Source organism: Dermacoccus sp. BD5, from assembly GCF_044878485.1.
GTDB lineage: Bacteria > Actinomycetota > Actinomycetes > Actinomycetales > Dermatophilaceae > Dermacoccus > Dermacoccus nishinomiyaensis.
The window spans coordinates 67,368-91,749 of sequence record NZ_JANJER010000009.1 but is presented as its reverse complement, the minus strand read 5'-3'; the positions used below and the strand labels follow the sequence as shown (position 1 = coordinate 91,749).

At 71.6% G+C, this 24,382-nt stretch carries 20 protein-coding genes and 1 tRNA gene; 13 read left to right on the top strand and 8 right to left on the bottom strand.

Annotated features, from left to right (window positions below; all coding sequences use genetic code 11):
* Positions 1-50: 50 nt before the first annotated feature.
* Positions 51-1,664, bottom strand: a complete 1,614-nt coding sequence (locus NQ706_RS08610) for a DEAD/DEAH box helicase (protein ID WP_038567278.1) — start codon at positions 1,662-1,664, stop codon at positions 51-53.
* Positions 1,665-1,893: 229 nt separating this feature from the next.
* Between NQ706_RS08610 and NQ706_RS08605 the strand changes: the two genes are divergently transcribed.
* Complete coding sequence (locus NQ706_RS08605; RefSeq protein WP_038567281.1) at positions 1,894-2,601, top strand: ferritin-like fold-containing protein; 708 nt, start codon at positions 1,894-1,896, stop codon at positions 2,599-2,601.
* Positions 2,602-2,698: 97 nt separating this feature from the next.
* On the opposite strand, the gene NQ706_RS08600 is transcribed toward NQ706_RS08605, so the two are convergent.
* From NQ706_RS08600 to NQ706_RS08590, 3 genes are all read right to left on the bottom strand, one after another.
* Positions 2,699-2,965, bottom strand: coding sequence for a GlsB/YeaQ/YmgE family stress response membrane protein (locus NQ706_RS08600; protein ID WP_006943429.1), 267 nt, complete (start codon positions 2,963-2,965; stop codon positions 2,699-2,701).
* 185 nt (positions 2,966-3,150) lie between these two features.
* Positions 3,151-3,372: a DUF3107 domain-containing protein gene (locus NQ706_RS08595; protein ID WP_006943432.1), complete on the bottom strand. Its 222-nt coding sequence runs from the start codon at positions 3,370-3,372 to the stop codon at positions 3,151-3,153.
* 140 nt (positions 3,373-3,512) lie between these two features.
* A complete protein-coding gene (locus NQ706_RS08590; protein WP_038567284.1) occupies positions 3,513-4,148 on the bottom strand; it encodes a TetR/AcrR family transcriptional regulator in 636 nt (211 codons plus the stop codon).
* Between the two features lie 91 nt (positions 4,149-4,239).
* Between NQ706_RS08590 and NQ706_RS08585 the strand changes: the two genes are divergently transcribed.
* The 4 genes from NQ706_RS08585 to NQ706_RS08570 all read left to right on the top strand — a co-directional run bounded on the left by NQ706_RS08585 (position 4,240) and on the right by NQ706_RS08570 (position 12,803).
* Positions 4,240-5,547: a HesA/MoeB/ThiF family protein gene (locus tag NQ706_RS08585; RefSeq protein WP_167539831.1), complete on the top strand. Its 1,308-nt coding sequence runs from the start codon at positions 4,240-4,242 to the stop codon at positions 5,545-5,547.
* 7 nt (positions 5,548-5,554) lie between these two features.
* Positions 5,555-5,857, top strand: a complete 303-nt coding sequence (locus NQ706_RS08580) for an MGMT family protein (protein ID WP_038570490.1) — start codon at positions 5,555-5,557, stop codon at positions 5,855-5,857.
* Between the two features lie 65 nt (positions 5,858-5,922).
* Positions 5,923-9,276 (top strand): ATP-dependent DNA helicase, encoded by a 3,354-nt coding sequence (locus NQ706_RS08575; protein ID WP_038567286.1) that lies wholly within the window; start codon positions 5,923-5,925, stop codon positions 9,274-9,276.
* A complete protein-coding gene (locus NQ706_RS08570) occupies positions 9,273-12,803 on the top strand; it encodes an ATP-dependent DNA helicase (protein ID WP_038567288.1) in 3,531 nt (1,176 codons plus the stop codon). Before NQ706_RS08575 ends, NQ706_RS08570 begins: the two co-directional genes overlap by 4 nt.
* Positions 12,804-12,865: 62 nt before the next feature.
* On the opposite strand, the gene NQ706_RS08565 is transcribed toward NQ706_RS08570, so the two are convergent.
* Positions 12,866-14,074 carry a phosphotransferase gene (locus NQ706_RS08565; RefSeq protein WP_241725397.1) on the bottom strand — a complete coding sequence of 403 codons (1,209 nt, stop codon included), beginning with the start codon at positions 14,072-14,074 and terminating at the stop codon, positions 12,866-12,868.
* Positions 14,075-14,118: 44 nt separating this feature from the next.
* On the opposite strand from NQ706_RS08565, the gene nudC reads away from it, so the two are divergent.
* The 4 genes from nudC (at position 14,119) to NQ706_RS08545 (ending at position 18,190) form a co-directional block, all read left to right on the top strand.
* Positions 14,119-15,108 carry an NAD(+) diphosphatase gene (gene nudC / locus NQ706_RS08560; RefSeq protein ID WP_038567291.1) on the top strand — a complete coding sequence of 330 codons (990 nt, stop codon included), beginning with the start codon at positions 14,119-14,121 and terminating at the stop codon, positions 15,106-15,108.
* A 76-nt stretch (positions 15,109-15,184) separates the two neighbouring features.
* Positions 15,185-17,311, top strand: a complete 2,127-nt coding sequence (locus NQ706_RS08555) for an ATP-dependent DNA helicase UvrD2 (RefSeq protein ID WP_038567294.1) — start codon at positions 15,185-15,187, stop codon at positions 17,309-17,311.
* A 158-nt stretch (positions 17,312-17,469) separates the two neighbouring features.
* The gene (locus NQ706_RS08550) at positions 17,470-17,727 is read left to right on the top strand and encodes a hypothetical protein (protein ID WP_038567296.1); all 258 of its coding nucleotides are present in this window, start codon (positions 17,470-17,472) and stop codon (positions 17,725-17,727) included.
* 181 nt (positions 17,728-17,908) lie between these two features.
* On the top strand, positions 17,909-18,190 hold the full coding sequence (locus tag NQ706_RS08545; RefSeq protein WP_150112836.1) for a WhiB family transcriptional regulator: 282 nt from the start codon (positions 17,909-17,911) through the stop codon (positions 18,188-18,190).
* Positions 18,191-18,263: 73 nt separating this feature from the next.
* On the opposite strand, the gene NQ706_RS08540 is transcribed toward NQ706_RS08545, so the two are convergent.
* The gene (locus NQ706_RS08540; RefSeq protein ID WP_038567301.1) at positions 18,264-18,953 is read right to left on the bottom strand and encodes a hypothetical protein; all 690 of its coding nucleotides are present in this window, start codon (positions 18,951-18,953) and stop codon (positions 18,264-18,266) included.
* A gap of 257 nt (positions 18,954-19,210) precedes the next feature.
* On the opposite strand from NQ706_RS08540, the gene NQ706_RS08535 reads away from it, so the two are divergent.
* Positions 19,211-19,828 carry a M48 family metallopeptidase gene (locus tag NQ706_RS08535; RefSeq protein ID WP_081873604.1) on the top strand — a complete coding sequence of 206 codons (618 nt, stop codon included), beginning with the start codon at positions 19,211-19,213 and terminating at the stop codon, positions 19,826-19,828.
* 28 nt (positions 19,829-19,856) lie between these two features.
* Here NQ706_RS08535 and NQ706_RS08530 read toward each other — a convergent pair whose 3' ends face one another.
* Together NQ706_RS08530 and NQ706_RS08525 are read right to left on the bottom strand one after the other, a co-directional pair.
* Positions 19,857-20,426, bottom strand: a complete 570-nt coding sequence (locus NQ706_RS08530) for an NUDIX hydrolase (RefSeq protein ID WP_038570500.1) — start codon at positions 20,424-20,426, stop codon at positions 19,857-19,859.
* A gap of 77 nt (positions 20,427-20,503) precedes the next feature.
* Positions 20,504-22,231, bottom strand: coding sequence for a zinc-dependent metalloprotease (locus tag NQ706_RS08525; RefSeq protein ID WP_038567303.1), 1,728 nt, complete (start codon positions 22,229-22,231; stop codon positions 20,504-20,506).
* A gap of 174 nt (positions 22,232-22,405) precedes the next feature.
* Here NQ706_RS08525 and NQ706_RS08520 point away from each other — a divergent pair, with 174 nt between their 5' ends.
* The 3 genes from NQ706_RS08520 (at position 22,406) to NQ706_RS08510 (ending at position 24,353) form a co-directional block, all read left to right on the top strand.
* The gene (locus tag NQ706_RS08520; protein WP_051805714.1) at positions 22,406-23,503 is read left to right on the top strand and encodes a PDZ domain-containing protein; all 1,098 of its coding nucleotides are present in this window, start codon (positions 22,406-22,408) and stop codon (positions 23,501-23,503) included.
* A 20-nt stretch (positions 23,504-23,523) separates the two neighbouring features.
* A complete protein-coding gene (locus tag NQ706_RS08515) occupies positions 23,524-24,048 on the top strand; it encodes a PPA1309 family protein (protein WP_038567306.1) in 525 nt (174 codons plus the stop codon).
* A gap of 228 nt (positions 24,049-24,276) precedes the next feature.
* Positions 24,277-24,353 (top strand) — tRNA-Met (locus NQ706_RS08510).
* The last annotated feature ends 29 nt before the right edge of the window (positions 24,354-24,382 follow it).

Here is a 24,382-nt window from a genome sequence, read left to right as displayed (position 1 = left end):
CCTCTGAAGGAGTGCGGACGGCGCCGGGCGCCTCGCGGCGGGAGGGTGCGTCAGTCGGCGGCAGGCGCCTCACCCGCGCCACCGCGGGTGCGACGGCGACGTCGGCGCGGCTGCGACGAACCGTCGGAGCCCTCGGTGCTCGCGGCGTCACGGCGCGGGCGACGCTCGCTCGAGCCTCCCGAGGCCTGACGTTCGCCGCCGCGACCACCGGAGCGCCCGCCTCGTCCGCCCGAGCGGCCGCGCTCGTCGTCACGGCGCGGACGACGCTCGCCGCGCTGACGCGAGTCGCTTCGCCCCGTCTCTCCGAGATCCTCGACGCGCTCGGCGTCGAGGCCTTCGCGGGTGCGCGCCGACTTGGGCAGGCTGCCTGTCGCGTTCGCGGGGATCTCGAGATCCTCGAACAGGTGCTCGGAGCTGGAGTACGTCTCCTCGGGTTCAGGGATGCCGAGGTCGAGGGCCTTGTTGATGAGCGCCCAGCGGTGCAGGTCGTCCCAGTCGACGAGGGTGACGGCGATGCCCGTCTTGCCCGCGCGGCCGGTGCGGCCGATGCGGTGGACGTACGTCTTCTCGTCCTCCGGGCACTGGTAGTTGATGACGTGCGTGACGTCCTCGACGTCGATGCCGCGCGCGGCGACGTCGGTCGCGACGAGGACGTCGACCTTGCCCGAACGGAACGCACGCAGCGCCTGCTCTCGGGCGCCCTGGCCGAGGTCGCCGTGCAGCGGAGCGGCCGCGAAGCCGCGCGAGATGAGCTCGTCGGAGACCTTGGCGGCCGTGCGCTTGGTGCGGCTGAAGATGATCGTCAGGCCGCGGTCCTTCGCCTGCAGGATGCGGGCGAGCATCTCGACCTTGTCCATCGCGTGCGCGCGGTAGACGAACTGCTCGATGCTGGAGGCCGTCTCGGCCTCGCTCGTGTCGTCCTGCATGGCGCGGATGTGCGTCGGCTGCGTCATGTAACGACGCGCGAGGGTGACGACGGCGCCCGGCATCGTCGCTGAGAACAGCATCGTCTGACGCCCGCCCGGCGTCATTGCGAGGATCTTCTCGACGTCGGGCAGGAAGCCCAGGTCGAGCATCTCGTCGGCCTCGTCGAGCACGAGGCAGCCGACGTACGCCAGGTCGAGGTGACCACGCGTCGCGAGGTCGATGATGCGACCCGGCGTGCCGACGATGACCTCGATACCCTTCTCGAGGCGCTCGACCTGCGGCTCGAACGCGCGACCGCCGTAGATCTGCGCGATGCGGATGCCGCGCTTCTTCGCGGCTGCCTCGAGGTCGGAGGCGACCTGGACGGCGAGCTCGCGCGTCGGGACGACGACCATCGCCTGCGGCTTGCCCTCGGGCGCGGGGACGACGGCCTTCGACGTCTCACCCGGCGCGGTGACGCGGCTGAGCAGCGGCACTCCGAAGCCCAGGGTCTTGCCGGTGCCGGTGCGCGCCTGGCCGATGATGTCGTGCCCCGAGAGCGCGACGGGCAGCGTCATCGCCTGGATGGGGAAGGGATGGACGATCCCCTTCTCTTCGAGGGCGGCGACGATGTCGGGGTGGATGCCGAAGTCGGCGAAAGTCTGCTCGGCGATGGGCTCGGGGGCCGCTTCGGCCTCGATGGAGGTGATGCCGGCGGAGTCGAGCTCGGCAGCCGTGGGCTGGTTGTCGTTGATCACGATCGTGCTTCCTGTGTCGCCCCGGGGCCTCGGAGGCCGCGCCGGGGATGATGAGAGCCGATCGGAGGTCTGCGCGCCGCGCGGCCTCGCGTGCGGAGGTGGGCGGCGGGAGTGGGCGTCTGTCGTATGACGCCCGCACGTGCCGGGAGGGGCCGATCGGTCACCCGTGGTCATGTTGAGTCTACCCACGCGCGCCACACCTGTTCGACGCCCACGCTACGATCGCTGCATGAGCGAGCCTGTGACGCCTGATCCGAGCCCTTCACGCACGATCGAGGACGAGACGTACCGGGCGGGGGTGATCGACCTGCTGAGCGTCATCGCCTACGGCGAGCTCTCCGGCGCCTTCGCGACGGTGGCGGACGCCGCTCGCGCCCCGCGCCTCGACCACAAGCTGGCGCTCGCGCGCATGGCGCGCGGCGACTTCGACCACTACGAGCAGCTCGCCGGCCGTCTGCGCGACCTCGGCGTCGAGCCCGAGGACTCGATGGAGCCGTTCACGGCCGCCATCGATGAATGGCACCGTCGTACGCCGCCCGCCGATTGGTACGAGGGCCTCATGAAGGCCTACGCCGGCGCCGCGATCGCGACGGATTTCTATTCGGAGATCGCGCGCTACGTCGACCCCGAGACGCGTTCGCTCGTCGAGCGTGCCGTCGACAGCGATGAGCAGGACGCGTTCATCATGAGCGTGCTCAGCGACGCCATCGCGGCCGACCCGCGAGTGGGTTCGCGTCTCGCACTGTGGGGGCGCCGCCTCGTCGGTGAGGCCCTCAGTCAGGCTCAGCGCGTCGCCGCGACCCACGACGGGCTGACGGCCCTGCTCGTCGACGACGGCTCCGGCGTCGGCGCGGACCTCGCCGAGCTGACGCGCATGTTCGAGCGACTGACGTCGAATCACACGCGCCGCATGGAGGCCTTGGGGCTCACGGCGTGAGCGCCTGACCTCTGACCTGATCGTGGAAACGGAGAAGCCCGGCCCCAGGAGGGGCCGGGCTTCTTCACCTGCGCAGCGGAGCTGCGCGAGCGACGGATCAGACGCGGTTCTTGCGACCCACCAGCGTGAGGTAGATGGTGATGAGAACCATCGCGCAGATGATGCCCACGATGAAGGGGATGATCTCGAAGCCGCCGTTGGAGTTCTTGTAGCCGAACTGGGTGGTCAGCCAGGAGCCGAGGGCGGAGCCGACGATGCCGAGGATGATCGTCATGATGATCCCCATGTTCTGGTCGCCCTTGAGGAACAGGCGGGCGAGGGCGCCGATGATGAGGCCGCCGATGATCGAGCTGATGATGCCCATGGTGAGTCTCCTATGAGTTCGGCTGGGCTCCGATATGTCCCAACGTTTGTCTCCACCTAAGCCAATCGGCGGTCGCATTTCAACCATCGAGACCGGCGAGGTGCTAGATGCGTTATTCCTTCGTTACGCGACCACGGGCGTCCACCCCCTTTGGGGTGAACGCCCGTGACCGCTTCGGGTGAACGTCAGCCGCCGAAGCCGACGCGGCCCTTCTGCTCCGCCGCGATGTCGACGTAGCCGATGGCGGAAGCCGGCACGGTGACGCTGTGGCCGCGCTCGTCACTCAGCGTGAGCGGGGTGCCGCTGTCGAGAGCCGCGCGCACGTGCTCGCGCACCGCGTCGGCGTTCTCGTGCGAGTCGATGACGACCTCGCGGGCGACGTTCTGGACGCCGATTCGAACCTCCATGGTTCTCCTCCTTCTCGTCGCGTGCGGAACGCGATCAGTGGTGGACGTGTGGGTGAGATCAGCGTGCCCCATCGGCGACGCCGGAATCATCCCAGGGGGTGAGAGGCCGCGCGACTCACCCGTCGTATGGGTGCAACGCCTCAGCGCTCGATTTCATCCCCGCCGGTCTTCGGGAACCCGCCGAGGCCGCGCCAGCCCAGCAGACCGACGATGCGCGCGGCCTCCGCGCGGGGGATCGGCGAACCCGTCGTGATCCAGTAGCGCGCGACGACCTGCGACATGCCGACGAGGGCGACGGCGACGAGCGTCGCCTGCTCCGTCGGAAGCTCCGTGTCCTCCTGCACGACCTTGGCGACCTCGGCCGCGGTCTCCGTCAGCATGCGTTCGACCTTCTCGCTGACGGCGGGCTCGTTCGTCAGATCCGATTCGAAGACGAGGCGGAAACCCGCGTCCTCGCGCTCGACGAAGGCGAAGAACGCGCCGATCGCCGCGGCGACGCGCTGGCTGTTGTCGGACGTCGACTCGATGGCTTCGCGCACGAGGAGCGGCACCTCACGCGTGTGCTGCTCGAGCAGCGCCAGGTACAGGTCGAGCTTGCCGGGAAAGTGCTGGTAGAGCACCGGCTTGCTGACGTGGGCGCGCTCCGCGATCTCGTCCATCGCCGCACTGTGGTAGCCGGATTCGACGAAGACGGACTGCGCCGCCTCCATGAGTTGGGCTCGCCGCGCCGATCGGGGGAGGCGTCCGCGTTTGGTCGAATCGTCCACGTGGGTCATGGATGAGGCTCCTTGCTCGTCGGTCATAAGCTGGGTGCGACTTTATCGCCCATGGGCCATCTCGGTGGCCCGGTCACGGAATGAGGTGCCTGTGCGAGACGCCCAGCCCGACGATCCCGGCGCCCCACGATACGCGCGCCACCACTCGCTGGCCGGCTTCGGGGTGACCGGGCAGCGACGGTTGGCAGCGGCGCGGGTGCTCGTCATGGGCGCCGGCGGGCTCGGCTCACCCGTCATCTCCTCGCTCGCCGGCTGCGGCGTCGGGCACCTCGTCGTCATGGATCCGGACGTCGTGGAGATCTCCAACCTGCCGCGTCAGCTCATCCACACCGAAGCCGCGATCGGCACGGCGAAGGTGACGTCGGTGCAGCGCGCCGTCGCGGCGCAGAACAGCGGTGTCGAGGTGAGTGCGCTGCCCGAGCGCCTCAGCGTGACGCGGGCGCTCGAACTCGTCGCCGAGGTCGACGTCGTCGTCGACTGCACCGACAGCATCGAGGCTCGCTACGTGCTCAACGACGCCTGCGTGCTGCTCGGCGTACCGCTCGTGTGGGCATCGATCGCGCAGTATGCAGGGCAGTTCGGCGTCGTCGAGCCCGCAGTCGGGCCGTGCTATCGGTGCGTCTTCCCCGATCCGCAGGCCGTCGCCGGGCTCGCGACGTGCGAGGAGGCGGGGGTGCTCGGAGTGCTGCCGGGCGTGCTCGGCGCGATGCAGGCCGTCGAGGTGATCAAGCTGTGCTCCGGCATCGGCGCCCCGGCGCGCGATGCAATCCGGTTGTACGACGCCCTCGGCGCGACGATGGCGACGCTGCCCGTCGCGCGCGACCCCGAGTGTCGCGTCTGTGGGCCCGAGGCGGGGTACTTCGAGGGGATTGCCGGCCTCGATGGGGTGGATGCGCCTCCAGGGTTCGCTGATTTCGGTGGATCTGATGGTTTTGGTGGTCTCGGTGCGGCGGGTGGCCCTGGAGCCGACGGGCGCGCGGCGGCGACAAGCGCGGTGGCCGAGATCGGGCCGCAGGAGTGGCCGGACGCGGGGTTCGTCCTCGTCGACGTGCGCAACCCCGATGAGGTCGAGGCGGCGCCGTTGCCGCCATGGATGACGGTGGGCGCCGACGAGACGTTCGTCGAACCGTGGGCCGGCGGCTGGAACGAGACGACGCGAGCGTCCGTGCACGCGCGGGTGGGGGAGCGCGACGTCGTGCTCGTCTGTGCGCGCGGTGCGCGTTCGCGTGCGGCCGCGGGGGTGCTGAGTGCGAGTGCGATGGAGCATGCTGCTGCGTCGGGCCGGGAGGCGGCCTCTGGTCAGGATGCGACGCCGGGCGATGACGCGGCGGCTGATGGATCGTCGAGGCGCTCGGGTCGCATCCTGAGTGTGCGTGGGGGCCTGGCGGCGGCGTCATGAGGCCGGCATGACGGGCGGGGCACGCGACGAACTGAGCGAATCGGTCGCCGAGGTCGTCGCCGACGTGCCGCCGGGGCGCGTGGCGACGTACGGTGCCATCGCCGCGGTCGTCGGCACGGGCGCACGCCAGGTGGGGCGCATCCTCGCGGACGGTCGGCCGGGGTGGCCGTGGTGGCGGGTGACGAACGCGCGGGGGCTGTTGCCGGAGGCGCTGAGGGCGCAGGCGTTCGAGCAGTACGAGGCGGAGGGGACGCCGACGCGAGGTGAGGGAGTCGACCTGCGTCGGGCTGGTTGGGTGCCTCCGTTCTGACGGGTGGGTGACGAAAAATTCCGCGGAATCCCGGCGTTGTCGGCGCGCTGTGCTGGGATGACATCATGACGAATCACGAGGGTTTGACGGCGCAGACGCCGGCCGGCGCGCCCGTCCAGGGCGAGGCCGCCCTGCCGATCGCTGCGCTGCCGCCGAGCGTGGTCGAGGGCGTCGTGGCGAGCGTCGATCCGACGCGTCTCACCCCGGCGCTGCGTGGCGCGACGCAGACCGAAGCGGCGGCGCCGCTCGATCTCGACCCCACGCAACAGGCCGTGCTCGAGGCCGACGATCGGGTGCTTCACGTCGTCGGCGCGCCCGGCACGGGCAAGACGACGCTCGCCGTCGAACTCGTCGCGCAGGCCGTGGAGGGTGGTGCGCGCCCCGACGAGTGCGTCCTGCTCTCCCCGACGCGCGTGGCGGCCGGGGCGTTGCGCGCCCGCGTCACGACCCGCGTGGGCGGCACCTCGAGCGAGCCGATCGCGCGCACCCCGCAGGCGCTCGCGTTCGGCATCCTGCGCATGCGCGCCGCGATGGACGACCTGCCGGCGCCGCGCCTGCTCGCCGGTCCGGAGCAGGACGTCGTGCTCAAGGAACTGCTCGAAGGCCACCGCCTCGGCCTCGGCGCGGCGCCTGCCTGGCCCGAGGATCTGGCGGAGGCGCTGACGACGCGCGGGTTCCGCAACGAACTGCGCGACCTCATCATGCGCGCGGTGGAGTGGGACGTCAGCAGCGACCAGCTGCGACGGCTCGGCGCCGAGCACGGGCGCGACGAGTGGATCGCCGCCGCCGACGTCCTCGACGAGTACGACGACGTCACCGCCCTGTCACGTCCGGGAGCGTTCGACCCGGCCTGGATCCTCGGTGCGGCGGCGCAGGCGTTGCGCGAGAACGAGACGCTGCGCGAGCGGGTGCGGGCGCAGCTGAGACTCGTCGTCATCGACGACGCGCAGGAACTCACGCGCGCGTCCGTCGGTTTCCTCACCGAACTCGTCGGCCCGGGTCAGCGGCTCGTCCTGCTCGGCAACCCCGACGTCACGGTGCAGGCCTTCCGCGGCGCCGACCCGCGCTACCTCGAGCAGGTCGCGACACAGCACGGCGCGAGTCGACGGTTCGTGCTCGGCTACGGCCACCGTCAGCCCCGAAGGCTCGCGGAGGTGGTCGAACGCGTCACCGCGCGCATCGGCAGCGTCGACGGCATCGCGCACCGCAGCGTCGTCACGCGCCCCGGTGGGGGCGTCGACGTCGCGCTGCTGCGCAGCGGCGCGCAGGAAGCCGCCCACATCGCGGGGGTGCTGCGTCGAGCACACCTCAAGGACGGGGTGGCGTGGAAGGACATGGCCGTCATCGTGCGAGCCGCTGCCGGAACGTCGGCGCTGCGGCGCGCCCTCAACGCGGCCAAGGTGCCCGTGGCTGTCCCTCCGGCGTCCTTGGCCCTGCGCGACGAACCCGCCGTGCGGCCGTTCCTGCACGCCCTCGAGATCGTGACGAGCCGGACGCGTGGCTCTGAACAGGCCCCGGTGGACGGCGACGCCGATGCCTCGCGGGCGGGCGTCAGTGCCGACTTCGCCCTCGACCTGCTCACCTCGCCGCTCGGCGGAGCCGACCCGGTCGTGCTGCGACGACTGCGACGTTCGCTGCGCCGTGAGGAACTGGCCGCCGGCGGCAACCGCGTCTCCGACGAGCTGCTCGGCGCCTGCCTGCTCGAACCGGCGCTGCTCGTCTCCCTCGGCCCCGAAGCGGCGCCTGCGCGCCGGGTGTCGCGCGTTCTCGCGGCAGGGGCGGCCGCGCTGAAGGCCGCTCCGCCCCACGACGACGCCGAGCACGTGCTGTGGCAGATGTGGCAAGCCAGCGGCCTCGCCGAGGCGTGGGAGGCGAACGCTTTGGCCGGGGGAATCTCCGGAACCCGCGCCGACCGTGACCTCGATGCGCTGCTCGCGCTCTTCGCAGCGGCTGCAGCGTTCGTCGAGCGGCTGCCCGGCGCGGGCGTGGCCGACTTCCTCGACCACGTCCGCAGCCAGGACGTGCCGGGCGACCGCCTCGTCGCCGCAGCCCCCGACGAAGACGCCGTCGCGCTCGTCACCGCAGCCGGCTCGGCGGGCGGCGAGTGGCACACGGTCGTCGTCGCGGGAGTCCAGGAGGGCGTCTGGCCCGACCTGCGATTGCGCGGTTCGGTGCTCGGCTCGGAGGATCTCGTCGACATCCTCAGCGGTCGCGGGCGCTCGCTGCCCGCGCGGCAGGCCGCCGTCCGGCACGACGAGACGCGGCAGTTCGCGATGGCGATGAGCCGGGCGCGCGAGCACGTCGTCGTGACGGCCGTGCGTGACGAGGACGAGCAACCGAGCGTCTACCTCGACATCGTCGACCCGCTCGCGCCGGGCGCTGCGGCCGACGCGATGCGAGAGTTCACCCCTGTCGCCCGGCCGATGACCCTCGCCGGGCTCGTCGCCGAGGCCCGACGCATGCTCGCCGACCAGGACGAGGCCGTCCGTGACGAGGGCGCCCGCCGTCTGGCGCGCCTCGCCGAGCACGACGTGCCCGGCGCCGACCCCGAGCAGTGGTGGGCCCTCGTCAGCCGCAGCGACGACAGGCCGGTCCGCCCGCCGCAGGAGTGGGTGCGGGTCAGCCCGTCGAAGATCGAGGGATTCCACCGCTGCGGTCTCAACTGGCTCCTCACGACCAACGGTGGTTTCGGCCCGTCGGTCGGGGCGAGCACGATCGGCACGCTCGTGCACGAACTCGCCGAGGAGTTCGCCGACGAACCCGCTCTCATGGACGAGGCGCTCGAGAAGCGGTGGCCGCGTCTCGGCCTCGGCGACTCGTGGGTGTCGCGCGGCGAGAAGGCGCGCGCTCAGAGCATGGTGAAGAAGCTGCAGGGCTACCTCGGCGACGCGGCGGCCACGGGATGGGCCGGCGAGGCCGCCGAACGACGGTTCTCCGCGATCGTCGGGCGAGCCAAGATCTCCGGCTCGATCGACCGTCTCGAGCACCACCCCGAGCGTGGGCTGCGCGTCATCGACTACAAGACGGGCAGCTCGAAACCGAAGGACGAGGAAGTCGCAGCGCACCCGCAGCTCGCCGCCTACCAGGCCGCGCTCGAGGCAGACGCGTTCGGCCCGGGGCGTCCCAGCGCCGGGGCTGCTCTCGTGCAGCTCGGCCAGGCCGCCGGCACCGGCGCGAACAGCACCGCTCGCGTCCAGGCCCAGCCGCCCCTCGTCGCCGACGAGGACGCCGCGAGTGACGGCGAGCCCGGGGCGGTCGACGAACCGATCGTCGGCACCCGCGGGTGGGCGTTCGACCTCATGCAACGCACGGCTGACGGCATGGGCGCCGCCACCTTCGTCGCGGCCGCCAACCCGAACTGCACGATGTGCCCCGTCAAGAGCTCCTGCCCCATCCAGCCGGAAGGCCGAACGCTGTGACCGACGACCTCACCCCAGCAACCAGCGACCCGTCGGGGCCACAGAGCTCCGAGGCGAAGGATCGCCCCGCTCGTCTGAGCGCGGACGCCATCGCCGACGCGCTGGAGCGCTATCACCACACACCCGAGCAGGTGGCCGTCATCGAGGCACCGCTGGAGCCGCTGCTCGTCGTGGCGGGAGCCGGCTCGGGCAAGACGGACACGATGGCCTCGCGCGTCGTGTGGCTCGTGGCGAACGGCTTGGTGCGCCCGCAGGAGATCCTCGGCCTCACCTTCACCCGCAAGGCCGCCGGTGAGCTCGCCGAACGCGTCAACCAGCGCCTGCGCATGCTCGAGGCGAGTGGCCTGTGGAGCCCGCCCGATGATCCGGACGGCACGCCGAGCCTCGGCGAGAGCCCCACGATCTCGACGTACAACGCGTACGCGGGGCGCATCGTCGGTGAGCACGGTCTGCGCCTCGGCATCGAGCCGGATGCGCGGATGCTGTCGGAGGCCGCCGCGTGGCAGTTCGCGCACGAGGTCGCGAGTGGGTGGGACGGCGACATGTCGCAGGTCACCGTCAAGCTGCCGAGCGTGACGGCGGCCGTCCTCGCGACCGCGGGTGAACTGAGCGAGCATCGGCGCAGCGTCGACGAGCTGCGCGCCTACTACGACTCCCTCCTCGGCTCGCTCGACGCGATCCCGTTCGCGCCGCGAAAGCGTTCCCTCGGGGACGCGGGCAAGGCGCTCACGGCGAAGGCGAAGGGCCACCAGCAGATCCTCCCGCTCATCGAGCGGTATCAATCGCTGAAGAAGGACAGGTCGGCGCTCGACTTCTCCGACCAGATCGCGTTCGCCGCCGAACTCGCCGACCGCTTCCCGGCCATCGGCGCGATCGAGCGCGCGCGCTACCGCATGGTGCTGCTCGATGAGTTCCAGGACACGAGCTCAGCGCAGATCGCCTTCCTCGCAGCCGTCTTCGCCGCCGGGGAGACGCAGCAGCGTCCGGGCGTCGTGGCAGTGGGGGACCCCCACCAGTCGATCTTCGGCTGGCGCGGCGCGAGCGCGACAACCCTGTCGGCCTTCCGTCGCTCCTTCGCCCTACCGGGATCCGACCTCACGCCCGTCGCCTCGCTCGCGACGTCGTGGCGCAACGACGCCGCCGTCCTCGACGCGGCCAACGTCACCGCCGCGCCGCTGAACAGGGCCTCGCGCGTGCCCGTGGCGACGTTGCGCCCCCGCCCCGACGCAGGCCCCGGCGCCCTGGCCGCCGCCCGCTACCTGACGGAGGCGGACGAGGCACGCGCCGTCGCGCAGTGGGTGGCCGAACGGCGCCGTCCGCTGCGTCCGGGCGAGGCGCCCCGAACCGCTTCCGTGCTGTGCCGCAAGCGATCTCAGTTCGTGCCGATGCTGGATGCCCTCCACGACGCGGGCGTCCCCGCGGAGGCCGTCGGGCTCGGTGGCCTGCTGCAGACCCCCGAGATCGTCGACCTCGTCTCGATGCTGTGGGTGGTCGACGACCCGAGCCGCGGCGACCATCTCATGCGCCTGCTCACCTCCCCGGCGATGCGTCTCGGTGCGGCCGACATCGCAGCGCTCGGGTCGTGGGCCAAGGAGTTGCACCAGCGACACCAGGACGACGCCGCGGCGGCCACCGAGGAGCGCGCCGAGGGCGGCAGCGCCGAACCGGCGAGCAGCGAATCCGACGCGGGCGGTGGCGCGCCGTCTGAGCCTGTACCCGGGCCTGATGGGGAGGCGGCCAGGCGCGGTGCGCGGGCGGAGCGCGACCTCGCGCAGGACACGCGGGACGAGGTGAGCCTCGTCGAGGCGATCGGCGAACTGCCCGACGCGTCATGGCGTGGGCGCGACGGCGAGTACCTCTCCGACGTCGCCCGTGAGCGGCTGCGGGGGTTTCACACGTCGGTGCAACGCCTCCGGTTGCTCTCCGGGCTGCCGCTCGCCGACTTCGTCGGGGAGGCCGAACGCGTGCTCGGTCTCGACATCGAGGTGCTTGCCCGCCCGGGGTACGACCCGTCGAGCGCCCGGGCCCACCTCGACGCCTTCGCCGACATCGCGGGGACGTTCTCGGTCCAGGCCCAACGTCCGACGCTCGGGGGGTTCCTCGAATGGCTCGACGCGGCCCGGCAGGAGGAACGCGGCCTGGAGATGCCCGCCATCGAGGTCAACCCGCATGCGGTTCAGGTGCTCACCGTGCACGCCGCGAAGGGGCTTGAGTGGGACGTCGTCGTCGTGCCCGGCCTCGTCGAAGGGGTCTTTCCGAGCCTCGGCGGTTCGACGCGGGCCGAGGGCGAGCAGTGGCAGTACAAGCCGCACAAGGCGCGCGGCTGGCTCAGTGGTCTTCAGTCGATCCCCTACGATCTGCGCGGTGACAGGCAGGGGCTGCCCGCCCTCGCCGTCACGGGTGCGGAGGATTCCGACGAGCTGGCCGACCGGTTCACCGAGTTCTGCGAGCAGGGCCTTAAGCACGCGGTGACGGAAGAACGCCGCCTTGCGTACGTGGCCTTCACCCGCGCGCGCAGCACCATGTTGCTCACCGCTCCGATCTGGTACGCGAGCGGCACGACCCCGCGCGAGACGTCTCGTTTCCTCACCGAACTGCTCGAGGAACCCGATCTCGGCGCGAGCATCGAGCGTCTGCACTGGGAGCAGATGCCTCCGACGCAGGTCGACGGCGAGCGCCCGAGCAACCCGCTCGACGCCGACGTCCTGACGGCGACGTGGCCGCTCGACGCGATGGCCGACCAACGCGCCCACCTCGTCCCTGCCGCGGACCAGGTGCGCGCGCTGCGCACCCGGCTGCAGAACGGGGAGGCCTTCGAGCCGGCCGGGCAACTGGCGCTCGGGTTGGAGGGGACGATCGAGGACAGGGAGCAGGAGATGGAGCTGCTCCTGGCCGAACGACAGCGCGAACGCACCCGGCTGCGCAGCGACGTCGTGCTGCCCTCGCACCTGTCCGCCTCCCAGCTCGTCGCACTCGCGAGCGACAAGGACCTGTTCGCGCGGCGCCTACGGCGCCCGATGCCGAGTGAACCGGCGGTGGCGGCGCGGCGCGGTACGGCGTTCCACGCCTGGGTGGAGCGGCACTACGGTGCTGCGGCCCTCGTCGACCTCGACGAACTGCCTGGCTTCGGTGACGAGGACGTGGCCGCCGACGAGATGCTGCCCGTGCTGCAGACCAACTTCCTGGCCAGCGAGTGGGCGGATCGGGTGCCGGTCGACGTCGAGGTCGCCCTCGAGACCGTCGTCGCCGGGTACGCGGTGCGCGGCCGCATCGACGCCGTCTTCGCGCGTGACGACGGCGGGTTCACGGTCGTCGACTGGAAGACCGGAGCCAAGCCGGCGGGGCCGACCCTGCGTCATCGCTCGCTGCAGCTCGCCGCCTACGCCCTCGGTTACGCGCGCCTGCGCGGCCTGGATCCCGAGGACGTCGACGCCGCGTTCTTCTACGCCGCCACGGGGGAGACGTATCGCCCCGGCGTTGCGTCGCAGCGCGACCTCGAGGAGCTTCTCGGGTCGGTCGGGGGCTGACGGCGGTGCTTGTCGCGCTCGGGTCGCGGAGGCGGGGCGTCCCGCGGGTGCGGCCCGAGCGGTCAGCGGGAGGTCGCGTTCCCGCCGGACGATTCGTCGGCGACGGCGCCTGCCGAGTCGTCGCTCGAGGCCGCGGGCTCCTCGGACGAGCCGTGAGGCAGTCGGGTGCGCGCGGCGTCGCCATCGACGCGCGTGGCGCCCGCGTGCTCGGAGCGGTCCTCTCGCTCCGGGGCCAGGCGCACGGGGATCTCGACGGTGGCGTCCTCCTCGCCGACCTCGGCGTCGACGACTTCGATGTCGGCGGGGTCGAGCGGGGGGACGAGGTCGATCGGCGCCGTGCCCGCGCGGCGCGCCGGCGGCAGGAGACTCGAGTCGCCCTCCACCTCGAAGGCAAGTTCCTCGAGCGCCGCGGCGTGACGCTCGACGCGCGCGTCGTCGCCCATCGTGCGGCTTGCGAGCAGCGCGTACGCGAGTTCCATCTCGCCCATGAGGCGGACGCGGCGCTCCAGGTTCGGGTCGGGCCTCTCGGCGCGTTCGGCGGCGTAGGCCTCGAACACGGTGTCGAACGCCTGCTGCGGCGCAGAGTTCCACAGCAGCGCGAAGTCGCGCGCGGGGTCGGCGACGCCGGCATGCTCCCAGCCGCTGATGGCGCTCACCTCACCCTCGTCGACGTGGACGTCGGCGCCGCGCAGCGGCCCGTGCGTCACCGTCGTCGAGAAGCGCCACAACGCCGGCGTGTCGAGGGCCTCGCGCCAGCGGGCGATGAGGGCCGACGGCACCCGGGACGTCGCGGCGGCGCGATCGACGTCGGCGCGCAGACGCTGACGGTAGGTGTCGGCGTCGTAGGTGGCGAGGCCGGCCTCCTCGACGACGCGCGGGTCGACGCCGTGCAGGTGCGCGAGCGCCTGGCCGAGGGCACGCGCCGCGGCGGAGCGTCCGGCGAGGTGGCGCCAGTCGAGCGCCTTGCCGCGGGGGCGCGCGTAGACGGCGACGGCCGCTCCCTCCTTCGGGCGGGCGGAGCCCTCGACGCGGGGCACGTCGAAGTCGACGCGTCGCGTGAGCAATTGCACGAGGGCGTCGGATGCGGCGAGTTCGGCGCCTGCGGCTCCAGTCAGCGCGGAGCGGACGAGCCAGACCCGGCCGTCGGCGCCCGTGATGTGGGCACTCTGGTAGAGGTCGCCGGCCGGCACGGGCAGGCCTTCGACCTTGATGGGGCGGATTCCGGGCACGGCGGCGTCGGCGAGGGCGGCGAGGAGCAGGGGCGAGCGCATCACCCCCACACCGTATGTCGGAGGTGGCGTCTAGCCTGGGAGGCATGCCCGACGCCACGCGACCTTTGCCCGATCTCGTCCTCGGCGACGCCGTCGTCGACCGTGATGCGCTGCGGCGCTCCGAACCGGATCTCATCGAGCGGCTGCTCGCCGTCGCGACGACGCGGGTCCTCGACGTGCGCGGCGCCTCGGTGCCGCAACGGCGCACCCAGCTGCTCTGGCGCGCACCACAGGCCCAGGATCGGCAGTGGTTCGACACCGGCGGTGTCGTCCTCTACCTCGGTCATACGTCCCACGGCCCCGCGCTCGCCGTGCTTCGCCCGCAGGACGACGCACCGGTGCCTGCGCCGACGGGGGAGCGCCCTGGCGACGCGGCTACCGCCACGACGTCGGAGGATGGCGGCGACGACGCGCCGTCGTGGCGCACCCTGCGCGACATCGGGCTCGAACTGTCGGGCGACGACCTCGCCTGCGTCACCGCGGCCGTCGCGTTGGACCAGTGGCATGCGACGCACACGCACTGCCCGCGCTGCGGGGCGCTCACCATCGTCGTCGAGGCGGGTTGGGTGCGTCGCTGCGAAGCGGACGGTTCGCATCACTTCCCGCGCACTGACCCGGCCGTCATCATGGCGATCGTCGACGAGTCCGACCCCGACGACTCGCGCCTCCTGCTCGCCCGCGGCCCACGCTGGAAGGGCCCGCACCGTTCGGTGCTCGCGGGTTTCGTCGAGCCAGGGGAGTCGTTCGAGCAGGCCGTGGCGCGCGAGACGTTCGAGGAGTCCGGCGTCGAGGTCACCGACGTGCGCTATCTCGGCAGCCAGCCGTGGCCCTTTCCCGCCTCCGTCATGATCGGCTGCCTCGCGCGTGCGGTGACGACACCGCTGCGCGCTCAAGAGGGCGAGATCGAGGAGATCGGGTGGTACTCGCGCGCCGACGTCCGTCAGGGCCTCGCCGACGGTTCCCTCGCGCTGCCGGGGCGCCTGTCGATCGCGCGCGCTCTCATCGAGCATTGGTACGGTGAGCCGCTCCCGTGACGGCGGCGCACGATCCGACCGACCAACCCGCCCACCCGCATCGCGACGAACGACCATTTCGAGGAGTACCTGAGCAGTGAACGAGCATGACGCTGATTCGGTGCTCGCGGGTCTGGACCCGCAGCAGCGGGAGGTCGCGGCGAACCCGCTCGGCCCGATGGTCGTCCTCGCCGGCGCGGGCACGGGCAAGACGCGCGCCATCACGCACCGCATCGCGTACGGCGTGCACTCGGGCGCTCTCGTCGGTCAGCGCACGCTGGCGGTGACGTTCACCGCGCGTGCTGCGGGCGAGATGCGCACGCGCCTTCGCGAGTTGGGCGTCCCGCAGGTCGTCGCACGCACCTTCCACGCCGCGGCGCTGAGCCAACTACGCTACTTCTGGCCGCAGGCGATCGGTGGGGGCGCGCCGGAGGTCGTCGGGACGAAGGGCAGCCTCGTCGGCGAGGCGGCGGGGCGGCTGCGTCTGCAGGTCGATCGCACCGGGCTGCGCGACCTCGCCGGTGAGGTCGAGTGGGCCAAGGTCTCGATGCTCACCCCGGAGACCTACCCGGCCGCAGCACGGCGCGCCGGCCGTCAGCCCGCCGATCTCGACGTCACGGCGATGGCGCGACTGCTCGATGCCTACGAGGACGTCAAGTCCGCGCGCGGCGTCATCGACTTCGAGGACGTCCTGCTCCTGGCCGCCGGCATCCTCGCCGAGCGCGAGGACATCGCCCGTCAGGTGCGCGATCAGTACCGCCACTTCGTCGTCGACGAGTACCAGGACGTCAACACCGTCCAGCAGTACCTGCTGTCGCTGTGGGTCGGTGAGCGCAAGGATCTGTGCGTCGTCGGTGACCCGGCGCAGACGATCTACTCGTTCACCGGCGCCTCGCCGCGGCATCTGCGCACCTTCGCCCAGCGCGTCGAGGGTGCCGCGAAGGTCGAGCTCGTGCGCAACTACCGCTCCGACCCGCCCATCGTCCGCCTCGCCAACGACGTGATGAAGCGCGCCGATCAGGCGTTCGGCAGCGTGACGCTCCAGGCGCAGCGCGACGGGGGCGTCACGCCGAAGCTCGTCACCTACCCCGACGATCCGGCGGAGGCGCGGGGCGTCGCGAAGGAGATCAAGCGGCTCCTCGCCGACGGCGTGAAGGCCAGCGGCATCGCCGTCCTGTATCGCACCAACGCGCAGTCCGAGGCCTTCGAGACGGCGCTCGCCGACGCCGGCGTTCCCTACCAGATACGCGGCGGTGAACGCTTCTTCCACCGCGACGAGGTGCGCAAGGCCGTCCTGCTCATGCGCGGCGCGGCCCGCAGCGGCGACGGCTCGAAACCGTTGCCCGACGTCGTCGCCGACGTCCTGAGCGGCGCCGGCTGGTCGCAGCAGGCGCCCGCGGCGGGGGCGAGCCGTGAACGGTGGGAGTCGCTGCAGTCCCTCGCGGAACTGAGCAAGGACGTCGCCCGCACCGTCCCCGGCGCGCGGTTGCGCGACTTCGTCGCCGAGCTCGACCGACGTGCGTCCGAGCAGCACGCGCCGAAGGTCGAGGGCGTGACGCTCGCGTCGCTGCACGCGGCCAAGGGACTCGAGTGGGACGCGGTGTTCTTCGTCGGCGCGAGCGACGGGCTGCTGCCCATCATGATGGCGAGTGCGCCCGAGGCGATCGAGGAGGAGCGGCGTCTCATGTACGTCGGCATCACGCGTGCGCGCCGTTTCCTGCAGCTCAGCTACTCGCGCAGCCGCCACGAAGGTGGCCGGGCGTCGCGCAACCCGTCACGCTTCCTCGACGGGCTGGGCGACTCGCTCGAGGGCGCCGTCGTCGCGGCGACGAAGACGAAGCGCGCCGCGCCCGCCCCCAAGCGCTCGACGGCGAAGTGCCGCACCTGCGGCAAGGATCTGTACTCCGCGCCCGAGCGCAAGATCGGCCGCTGCACCGAATGCCCTGCGACCTATGACGAGGCCCAGTTCGAGGCGCTGCGCGAATGGCGCGCCGCGGTCGCGAAGCGAGACAAGGTACCGGCGTTCGTCGTCTTCACCGACGCGACGCTCGTCGCCATCGCCGAGACGCTGCCGGCGAACCCCGCCGGCCTGCGCGCCATCGCGGGGGTCGGCAACACCAAGATCTCCAAGTACGGCGCGTCAGTCCTCGCCGTCCTGGGCGGCGCGAAACCGCTCGACGAGGTCGAGAAGCCGTCGCAGTTCGGCGACTTCGACCCGGCCTGAGAAGCCGCCGAAAAACTTTCTCGATAATTCGGTTGCTCCCTTCTCGCGGGCGCCGCTAGCCTGAGACCACTTCGCGCCGCGCCTTGGGTGCGCCGCGAACGATCCGCACGAACGAACCGAGTTCGCCCGACGCGAACCGCCGACCCAGGAGGTGCCTCATGGACATCATCACGACGATGACGACGTCCGCCGCCTCCCTGCGTGCTTCCCTGCGCCCGAGCGATCAGGCGTTCCTCCTCGATCCTTCGGGGGAGACATCTGCCCAGGCCGTCATCGGCTCCGGGCTGCACGCCGCCGGCATCAACGGCTCTGAAGCCCGCCACATCTTCCGCGAGGTGGGCGTGCCGTTCAGCGCCGAGCGTCGCCCCCACACCCCTCGGTTCTTCCCGCTCTCCTGCAGGGCGCAGGTGGTCTAGCCACCTGCGAACGTCAGCGAAAGCCGCGAGATCCGAACCCGGGTCCGCGGCTTCTTTCGTGTGACGAACCGATCCAGCATCGAGCGTCTTCGCGAACGAGGCTCAGGGCCCCACCAGAAACTCCCCGACACCGGGGCCCACCTTCTTTCCGAAGCAAGAGCGAGAGACCGACATGACTGCAATGTTCGAAGACCTGATATCCGACGCCCTGATACCCCTGGCGGGCGGTGACGTCGACACGCCGTGCGCCACCGCTGACCCCGAGCTGTGGTTCGCGCAGTCCCCGGCGGACGTCGAGTTCGCCAAGGCGCTCTGCGCCACCTGCCCCGCGGTGCAGCTGTGCCTCGCGGGCGCGAAGGAGCGTCAGGAGCCATGGGGCGTGTGGGGCGGTGAGCTGTTCGAACGCGGCGTCGTCGTGCCGCGCAAGCGCCCGCGTGGGCGTCCGCGCAAGAACGCCGCGTGAGCGCTACCGCCCGCCCCGAAGTGCGCGATGACCCGGGGTACCGATGCACCCGAGACGCTGCCCGAGCTGCTGCTCAGGCAGCGTCTCGGCATGTCGGGGTGCACGACCACAGGCGGTGCTCGACGTGCGGCGCGGCCATGTCGAAGGTGAGACTGATCGAGCAGGCCGTGACGTTGCCCGCCGCGAACGCCCGGACGAACAACCCGGCCGCACCCGCGGCGAAGGCGAACAGGGCGGGGCTGAGGGCCGCGTCTGGGCGCCGCGTCCCGCTCGAATAGGCCGGGTTGACGCACCCGGCGCACGCGCCGCCCGCGCCGGCGACGGGGCCGACGGTGACGGTGCGAGCCGTGAACGCGAGCGGCAGGACCGCCGGCGCCGGGCCCGTCAGCGGGCCGGGCAGATCGGGGACGTCACCCAGTTCTTCGTAACGCCACGGCAGCGCCCCGATGAGCAGATCGGGCGCGGACGCACTCGCGCGACCGTCCCACACCCCGGCCCCGTCGCACAGCGGGGCGACGACGTCGAGGACGGCTCGTTCGAGCGCCGCAGGACCGGTGATGAGGGTGCGCGTCGTGCGTCGCGGGCGGCGGGTGACGGCGGCGACGAGGTCGCGCCAGCCTGCGTCGTGGGCGGGGGCACCGGAACCGGGTTCGGGGTCGGTGAGGGCGTGCAGGGAGGTGTCGTCGAGGTCGTGCAGCACGAGGTGGCGCAGGGCGCGGCGCTCGGCGACGTGGGGACGCGGGGTGATGACGGTGTCGGACACGAGGGGCTCCTGTGGGTGGGTGATGCGGATGGGACGGATACCGAGGACGGCGATGGGGTGGCGAGGGTACGGTCGGGCGCCCACGCGAACGGTTGGCCGGCGCACCCGAGCAGGTGATTCAGCACGACGGGCGGTGCCCGTCATGTCTTCGAGCCTGCCCCGCGCGCGCAGATCGCCGCAGGGCTCGTCCACAGGCGTCACACTTGGGGATGACGCAGGATCCCGGGGTTGTCAGTCGCTGTCGATAGCCTCGGCGCATGCCGAGAACCACCGCCCCCGCGCCCACGCGAATCACCGTCGACGGTCAGCACGTCGAGATCCGGCGTAGCACGCGCCGCACGCGATCCGTGCAGGCACGCTTCGAGGACGGCGTCGTCGTCGTGCTCGCCCCGGCGACGCTCTCGGCGCGCGAGGAGACACGCATCGTCGAAGATCTCGTGCGCAAGATGCTGCGCAAGAGTCGGTCGCAGCGCAACGACGACACCCTGATGCGGCGGGCCGTGGCGCTCAGCCGACGCTTCGTGCCCGGCGCGCCCGAGCCTGCCTCGGTGCGGTGGGTGTCGAACATGACGACCAGGTGGGCGTCCTGCTCACCGGGGGATGCTTCGATCCGGCTCTCCGACGCGATGGTCGGCATGCCCGACTACGTCGTCGACGCGGTGCTCCTGCACGAGGTCACGCACCTGCTCGAGCGCGGGCACGGGCCGCGCTTCCAGGAGATCGTGCGCCGCTACCCCGAGCACGAACGCGCCCAGGCCTTCCTCGCCGGCGCCTCGTTCGGGGCACGCCGTGCCGCGCCCGCGCCGTCGGCGTCACTCGATGACGACCTCGGCGAAGAGGAAGGAGACGTCGCCGACCCGCCGGGGGAGTCGTGACGGCCGCGTCGATCGCGGCAGAGGGGGCTCAGAGCCCGGGGTTGGCGCGGACCCGCTCGCATGCGAGGGCGATGGCCTCGCGCAGCGCGGGTTCGGCATCCTCGGGCAGGGCGTCGACGTCGAACCAACGCACATCGTCGGATTCGTCACTCACCGTGAGGGATTCGCCGACTGCCACGGCGACATACCGCACGTCGAGGTGTTCCGTGCACCATCCGAACGCCCCGTCGAGAGCATGGATGTCGACGGCGAGCAGCCCAGGCAGCAGCCGCAGGTCGGCGAGGCCGGATTCTTCGAGGCCCTCTCGCAGGGCCGCCGCCTCGAGCGTTGAGTCGCCGCTCTCGAGGTGCCCGCCGAACTGGAACCATCGCTTCGCCTTCGCGTGCAGCGTCAGCGCCACGCGGCGGGCGTCGGCATCGACGACGACCAGCGACGTCGTGAAGTGGGCTCGGCTGTGATGACGCCACATTGCCGTCGCATCGAGTCGCAGGGTCTCGACCATGCGGGCGCGCATCTGCTCCTGCGGCGGGCTCGGGGCCGTCCAGGTGCTCAGGTCGGCGAGCGCCTGCGAGTGCAGCGCCGTGAACTGTTCCGGCATGGCGGGCTCAGGGCGCGACGACGGGGCCGAACGGGTCTCGACCCGCCCGGCCCCGTGGTCGGATGTCATGGAGTGGTTCACGCGCCCGGCGTTCCACCCTGCGTCGGACCGTCCTGGTCGTGTCCGTCGCCGGCGCCGCCTTCGTCCTCCGACGTGCCACCCTTCGCGCTGCCGGCCGAGTCGGCGTCACCGGGGGCCCCGTCCGCGCGGTCGTCCGGACCGTCATGACGCGGATCGCGCGGGTTCATGGCGGCCTGCTCACCGGACGCGGGACCGGCCGACGCGTCATCCGACGACGAACGGCCCGTCGATGAACCGCCGGAGCCTTCACCGCCGGCCGAACTCGACTCGCCCATCTCGGCGAGCCCCTGGGCCAGCAGCGCGTCGAGGGCGTCGTCCATCTCATCGCGGCCCGTCTCGGGAGTCTCCTCGCCGCCCGCGCGCGCGATGAACGTCGACGGGTCGTCGAGGTCGGTGGCGCTGGGAACGTGGTCGGGGTGCGACCACACGCCGTCGCGGGTGGCGGCGTCCGTCGCGTCGGTCAGCTGCGTCCACAGCGCTGCCGCTTCACGCAGGCGGCGCGGGCGCAGTTCGAGCCCGACGAGCGAGCTGAAGACCTTCTCGGCCGGGCCGGCGGAGGCGCGACGGCGACGTACGACCTCCGAGAGGGCCGCGGCGTTCGGCAGGTGCTGCGCGACGGCGGCGTCGGTGACGACGTCGACCCACCCCTCGACGAGAGCGAGCAGGTTCTCCAGGTGAGCGAGCGTGTGCTTCTGCGCATCCGACGGTTCGGGGGAGAACAGGTTGCCGGCGAGCGCTCCCTGCAGGGCCTCGGCGTCCTGCGGGTCGATGTCGCGCAGCTTCTCCTCGATGGCGTCGGTGTCGATGCGGATGTCACCGGCGTACGTCTGGACGGCGGCGATGAGGGCCGCGTCGAGCCACGGCACGCGCTCGTACAGGCGCACGCGGGCGGCCTCGCGCACCGCGAGGTAGAGGTGCACCTCGCCGGCGTCGAGCTCGAGGCCGTCGGCGAACAACGCGACGTTGTGCGGCAGGATCGTGACGGCGTTGGGGCGCAGCAGCGGCAGGCCGACCTCGGTGCCGGTGACGCTCTCCTTCGCGAGCGCGCCGATGGCCTGGCCGACCTGCACGCCGAACATCTGCGCACTCATCTGCTTCAGCATCGGCGTCATCTGAGCGCTGAGGCTGGAGATGTCGAAGCCTGGCGGCAACATGCCCTCGGGGATGCCGAGCTGCGACAGGTCGCTCGCGTCGAACGAGCCGAGCTGCTTCATCATCGCGTCTGCGACGGCGTTGCCGACGCCGCCCGCGACGGGTTCGACGACCTTGCGCCAGGTCGGCATCGTCGCCTCGACCCATTCGCTGCGCGACAGGGCACGGGCCGGGGCGCCGGGGGCGGCGAAGTCCGTGACGGCGTCGAGCCACAGGTTGGCGACGGCCGCGACCTGCGTGACGTCGCTCTTCGTCGAGGTGGGCACGCTTGGGTCACCCTCCGCGGAGACGACCTGGCGCGCGACGTTCGCCGCGAGCTGTTCGTTGAACGCCGAGCCCGAGTCGCCGCTCATCATCGCCTGCAGCTGCGCCTGCATCATCCCCATCTGCGCCGGGTCCATCGAACCCATACCCATCTGGCGCAGCGCATCCATCATCTGCGGGTCGGGCGTGCCCCCACCCATGAGGCCGCGCAGCATCTCCTCGAGACCGTCGCCGCCGTTCGCGTCACCGCGCTCGTCGTCGTCCTTGCGGCCGCCGTAGGGGTTCATGGGGTTGTGGTCATCAGCCATGGTGCGCACCTTCCGAGAGGTTCGTGTCCGTCTGGAGCCGACACTACCGGCCGTCGTCGGCGCCGCGCGTGCGGCGGGCGGGCGGGCCTGAGCGTGCGCCCCGCGCCACTGCGGGCAGGTGAGAGGATGACGGCTGTTCGACTTCTTCGTGACGTACAACAGCGAGAGGCGCCCATGAGTTCCCGAACCGTCGACGCGGCCGAGCGCCGCCCGTCACGCTGGGCGTCGATGCGCACGCGGACCAAGGTGATGCTGGCGATCTTCGTCGTCGTGCTCCTCGCGGTGGTCGCAGGCTTCGGCATCAAGGTGCCCTACGTCATCCTGCGCCCCGGCCCGGCGCCGAACACCCTCGGCACCTTCGAGGGGCAGAAGGTGCTGACGCTGAGCGGCGCGAAGACCTATCCGACCTCGGGCGGCCTGCACTTCACGACGGTCTCGATGGTCGGCGGCCCCGGCAACCGCCCCAGCCTCATCGAGTACGGGCTCGCGAAACTCGACGATCACGCGCAGATCTACGAAGAGTCGCAGCTGTTCGCGCCGCAGACCACGCGGGAGCAGGTGCAGCAGCAGAACGAGGCGGAGATGACGGGGTCGCAGTCGTCGGCCGAGGTCGTCGCCGCGCGTCAGGCGGGCTATGACGTGCCCGAGATGATCGAGATCGCCGGCATCTCCGACTCGGCGAGCGAGGCGAAGAAGCTGCTGCGCGTCAAGGACGTCATCGTCTCCGTCAACGGGGTGAAGATTGCGGATTCGCTGTCGCTGCAGCGCGAGATGAAGAAGGTCACGCCGGGGCAGAAGGTGCAGCTCGGCATCACCCGCGGTGGCAAGGCGATGACGTTCGCCGTGCCGACGACGAAGGTCGAGGACCGCGCCGTCATGGGGCTGGCGCTCAATCCGAAGGCAACGATGCCGTTCAAGGTGAACATCTCCGTCGGCGACGTCGGCGGCCCTAGCGCCGGCACGATGTTCGCCCTCGCGATCTACGACGAACTGACGCCCGGCGCGCTCACCGGTGGCAAGCAGATCGCGGGCACGGGCACGATGGACTCAGCCGGTGACGTCGGCGCGATCGGCGGCATCCGTGAGAAGGTCGTCGGCGCGCGCCAGGCCGGCGCGACGGCGTTCCTCGCCCCGGCCGACAACTGCGCCGAACTGAAGGGCCACGTGCCGAGCGGGCTCGACGTCTACCGCGTCGCGACGATCAAGGACGCCATCTCGACGGTCGAGCACGTCGCCGACGGTTCGACGCAGGGGCTGCCGCGCTGCGGCTGAACGCCCCTACGATGGGTCGCATGAGTGCCGTCAAGCCCGTGCTGTCCCCTCTCACCCGCGCTGCTCTCGAGACCGAGGCGCACGTCGCGACAGACGGGTGGGGTCAACCGGCGCGCCTGTTCTCCCTCGCCCGCAACGGTGAGCTGCTGCGTCGTCAGCCGGCCCTCGCGGCGATGCTCGGCGACGTCGACCCCGACGAGTTCTCCGCGATCGAGCAGGAGGGCGTCATCCGCGGTGACGACCTCGAGAAGGCGCTAGGGCACACGGCTTGGCCGGCGGACGTCGACGGGGTGGCGCTCGCGGTCGAGCGCATCATCGTGCCGCCGCAGGCCGAGATCGAGACGTTCGGTCGCGGCGGGACGAATGCGCAGCGGCTGGCGACCCACGAGCAGCGTGAGGACGTGCGCCTGCTCGTCGCGGCGCTGCGCAACGGCGAGATCATCACCCTCGTGCGACGTCGTGCCGAGGACGATGACGACAAGGTCGCGATCGGCACGAACATCGCGCCGGGGCTCGTCGAGGCCCTCAAGGCGACGCTGGCCTGATGACGTGGCCTGGCGGCGACCACCCGGCGACGACCATCTCCATGGCTCCGTGACCCCGCGCATCCTCTTGCGCTCAAGTGCACCCGGGTGCACTTGAGCGCATGGGAGAACGGGGGCAGACGCTCGAGCAGGGCACAGCGCGGAGGCGTCTCGCGGGCGGTGACGAGGCTCACGCGGCATCCGATTTGCATTCTTTGTTCATCTGCTCGTAAAGTTGAGGCATACCGACGCGGGGTGGAGCAGCTCGGTAGCTCGCCGGGCTCATAACCCGGAGGTCGCAGGTTCAAATCCTGTCCCCGCTACCACGTGGCCCGTCGCTTCTGATCTCAGAGGC

Bases quoted from the DNA above. Each gene is read 5' to 3' on its own strand.
- NQ706_RS08605 (WP_038567281.1), top strand. From the start codon at position 1,894: ATGAGCGAGCCTGTGACGCCTGATCCGAGCCCTTCACGCACGATCGAG.
- NQ706_RS08600 (WP_006943429.1), bottom strand. From the start codon at position 2,965: ATGGGCATCATCAGCTCGATCATCGGCGGCCTCATCATCGGCGCCCTC.
- NQ706_RS08595 (WP_006943432.1), bottom strand. From the start codon at position 3,372: ATGGAGGTTCGAATCGGCGTCCAGAACGTCGCCCGCGAGGTCGTCATC.
- NQ706_RS08590 (WP_038567284.1), bottom strand. From the start codon at position 4,148: ATGACCCACGTGGACGATTCGACCAAACGCGGACGCCTCCCCCGATCG.
- NQ706_RS08580 (WP_038570490.1), top strand. From the start codon at position 5,555: ATGACGGGCGGGGCACGCGACGAACTGAGCGAATCGGTCGCCGAGGTC.
- NQ706_RS08575 (WP_038567286.1), top strand. From the start codon at position 5,923: ATGACGAATCACGAGGGTTTGACGGCGCAGACGCCGGCCGGCGCGCCC.
- NQ706_RS08565 (WP_241725397.1), bottom strand. From the start codon at position 14,074: ATGCGCTCGCCCCTGCTCCTCGCCGCCCTCGCCGACGCCGCCGTGCCC.
- nudC (WP_038567291.1), top strand. From the start codon at position 14,119: ATGCCCGACGCCACGCGACCTTTGCCCGATCTCGTCCTCGGCGACGCC.
- NQ706_RS08550 (WP_038567296.1), top strand. From the start codon at position 17,470: ATGGACATCATCACGACGATGACGACGTCCGCCGCCTCCCTGCGTGCT.
- NQ706_RS08545 (WP_150112836.1), top strand. From the start codon at position 17,909: ATGTTCGAAGACCTGATATCCGACGCCCTGATACCCCTGGCGGGCGGT.
- NQ706_RS08535 (WP_081873604.1), top strand. From the start codon at position 19,211: ATGCCGAGAACCACCGCCCCCGCGCCCACGCGAATCACCGTCGACGGT.
- NQ706_RS08530 (WP_038570500.1), bottom strand. From the start codon at position 20,426: ATGCCGGAACAGTTCACGGCGCTGCACTCGCAGGCGCTCGCCGACCTG.
- NQ706_RS08525 (WP_038567303.1), bottom strand. From the start codon at position 22,231: ATGGCTGATGACCACAACCCCATGAACCCCTACGGCGGCCGCAAGGAC.
- NQ706_RS08520 (WP_051805714.1), top strand. From the start codon at position 22,406: ATGAGTTCCCGAACCGTCGACGCGGCCGAGCGCCGCCCGTCACGCTGG.
- NQ706_RS08515 (WP_038567306.1), top strand. From the start codon at position 23,524: ATGAGTGCCGTCAAGCCCGTGCTGTCCCCTCTCACCCGCGCTGCTCTC.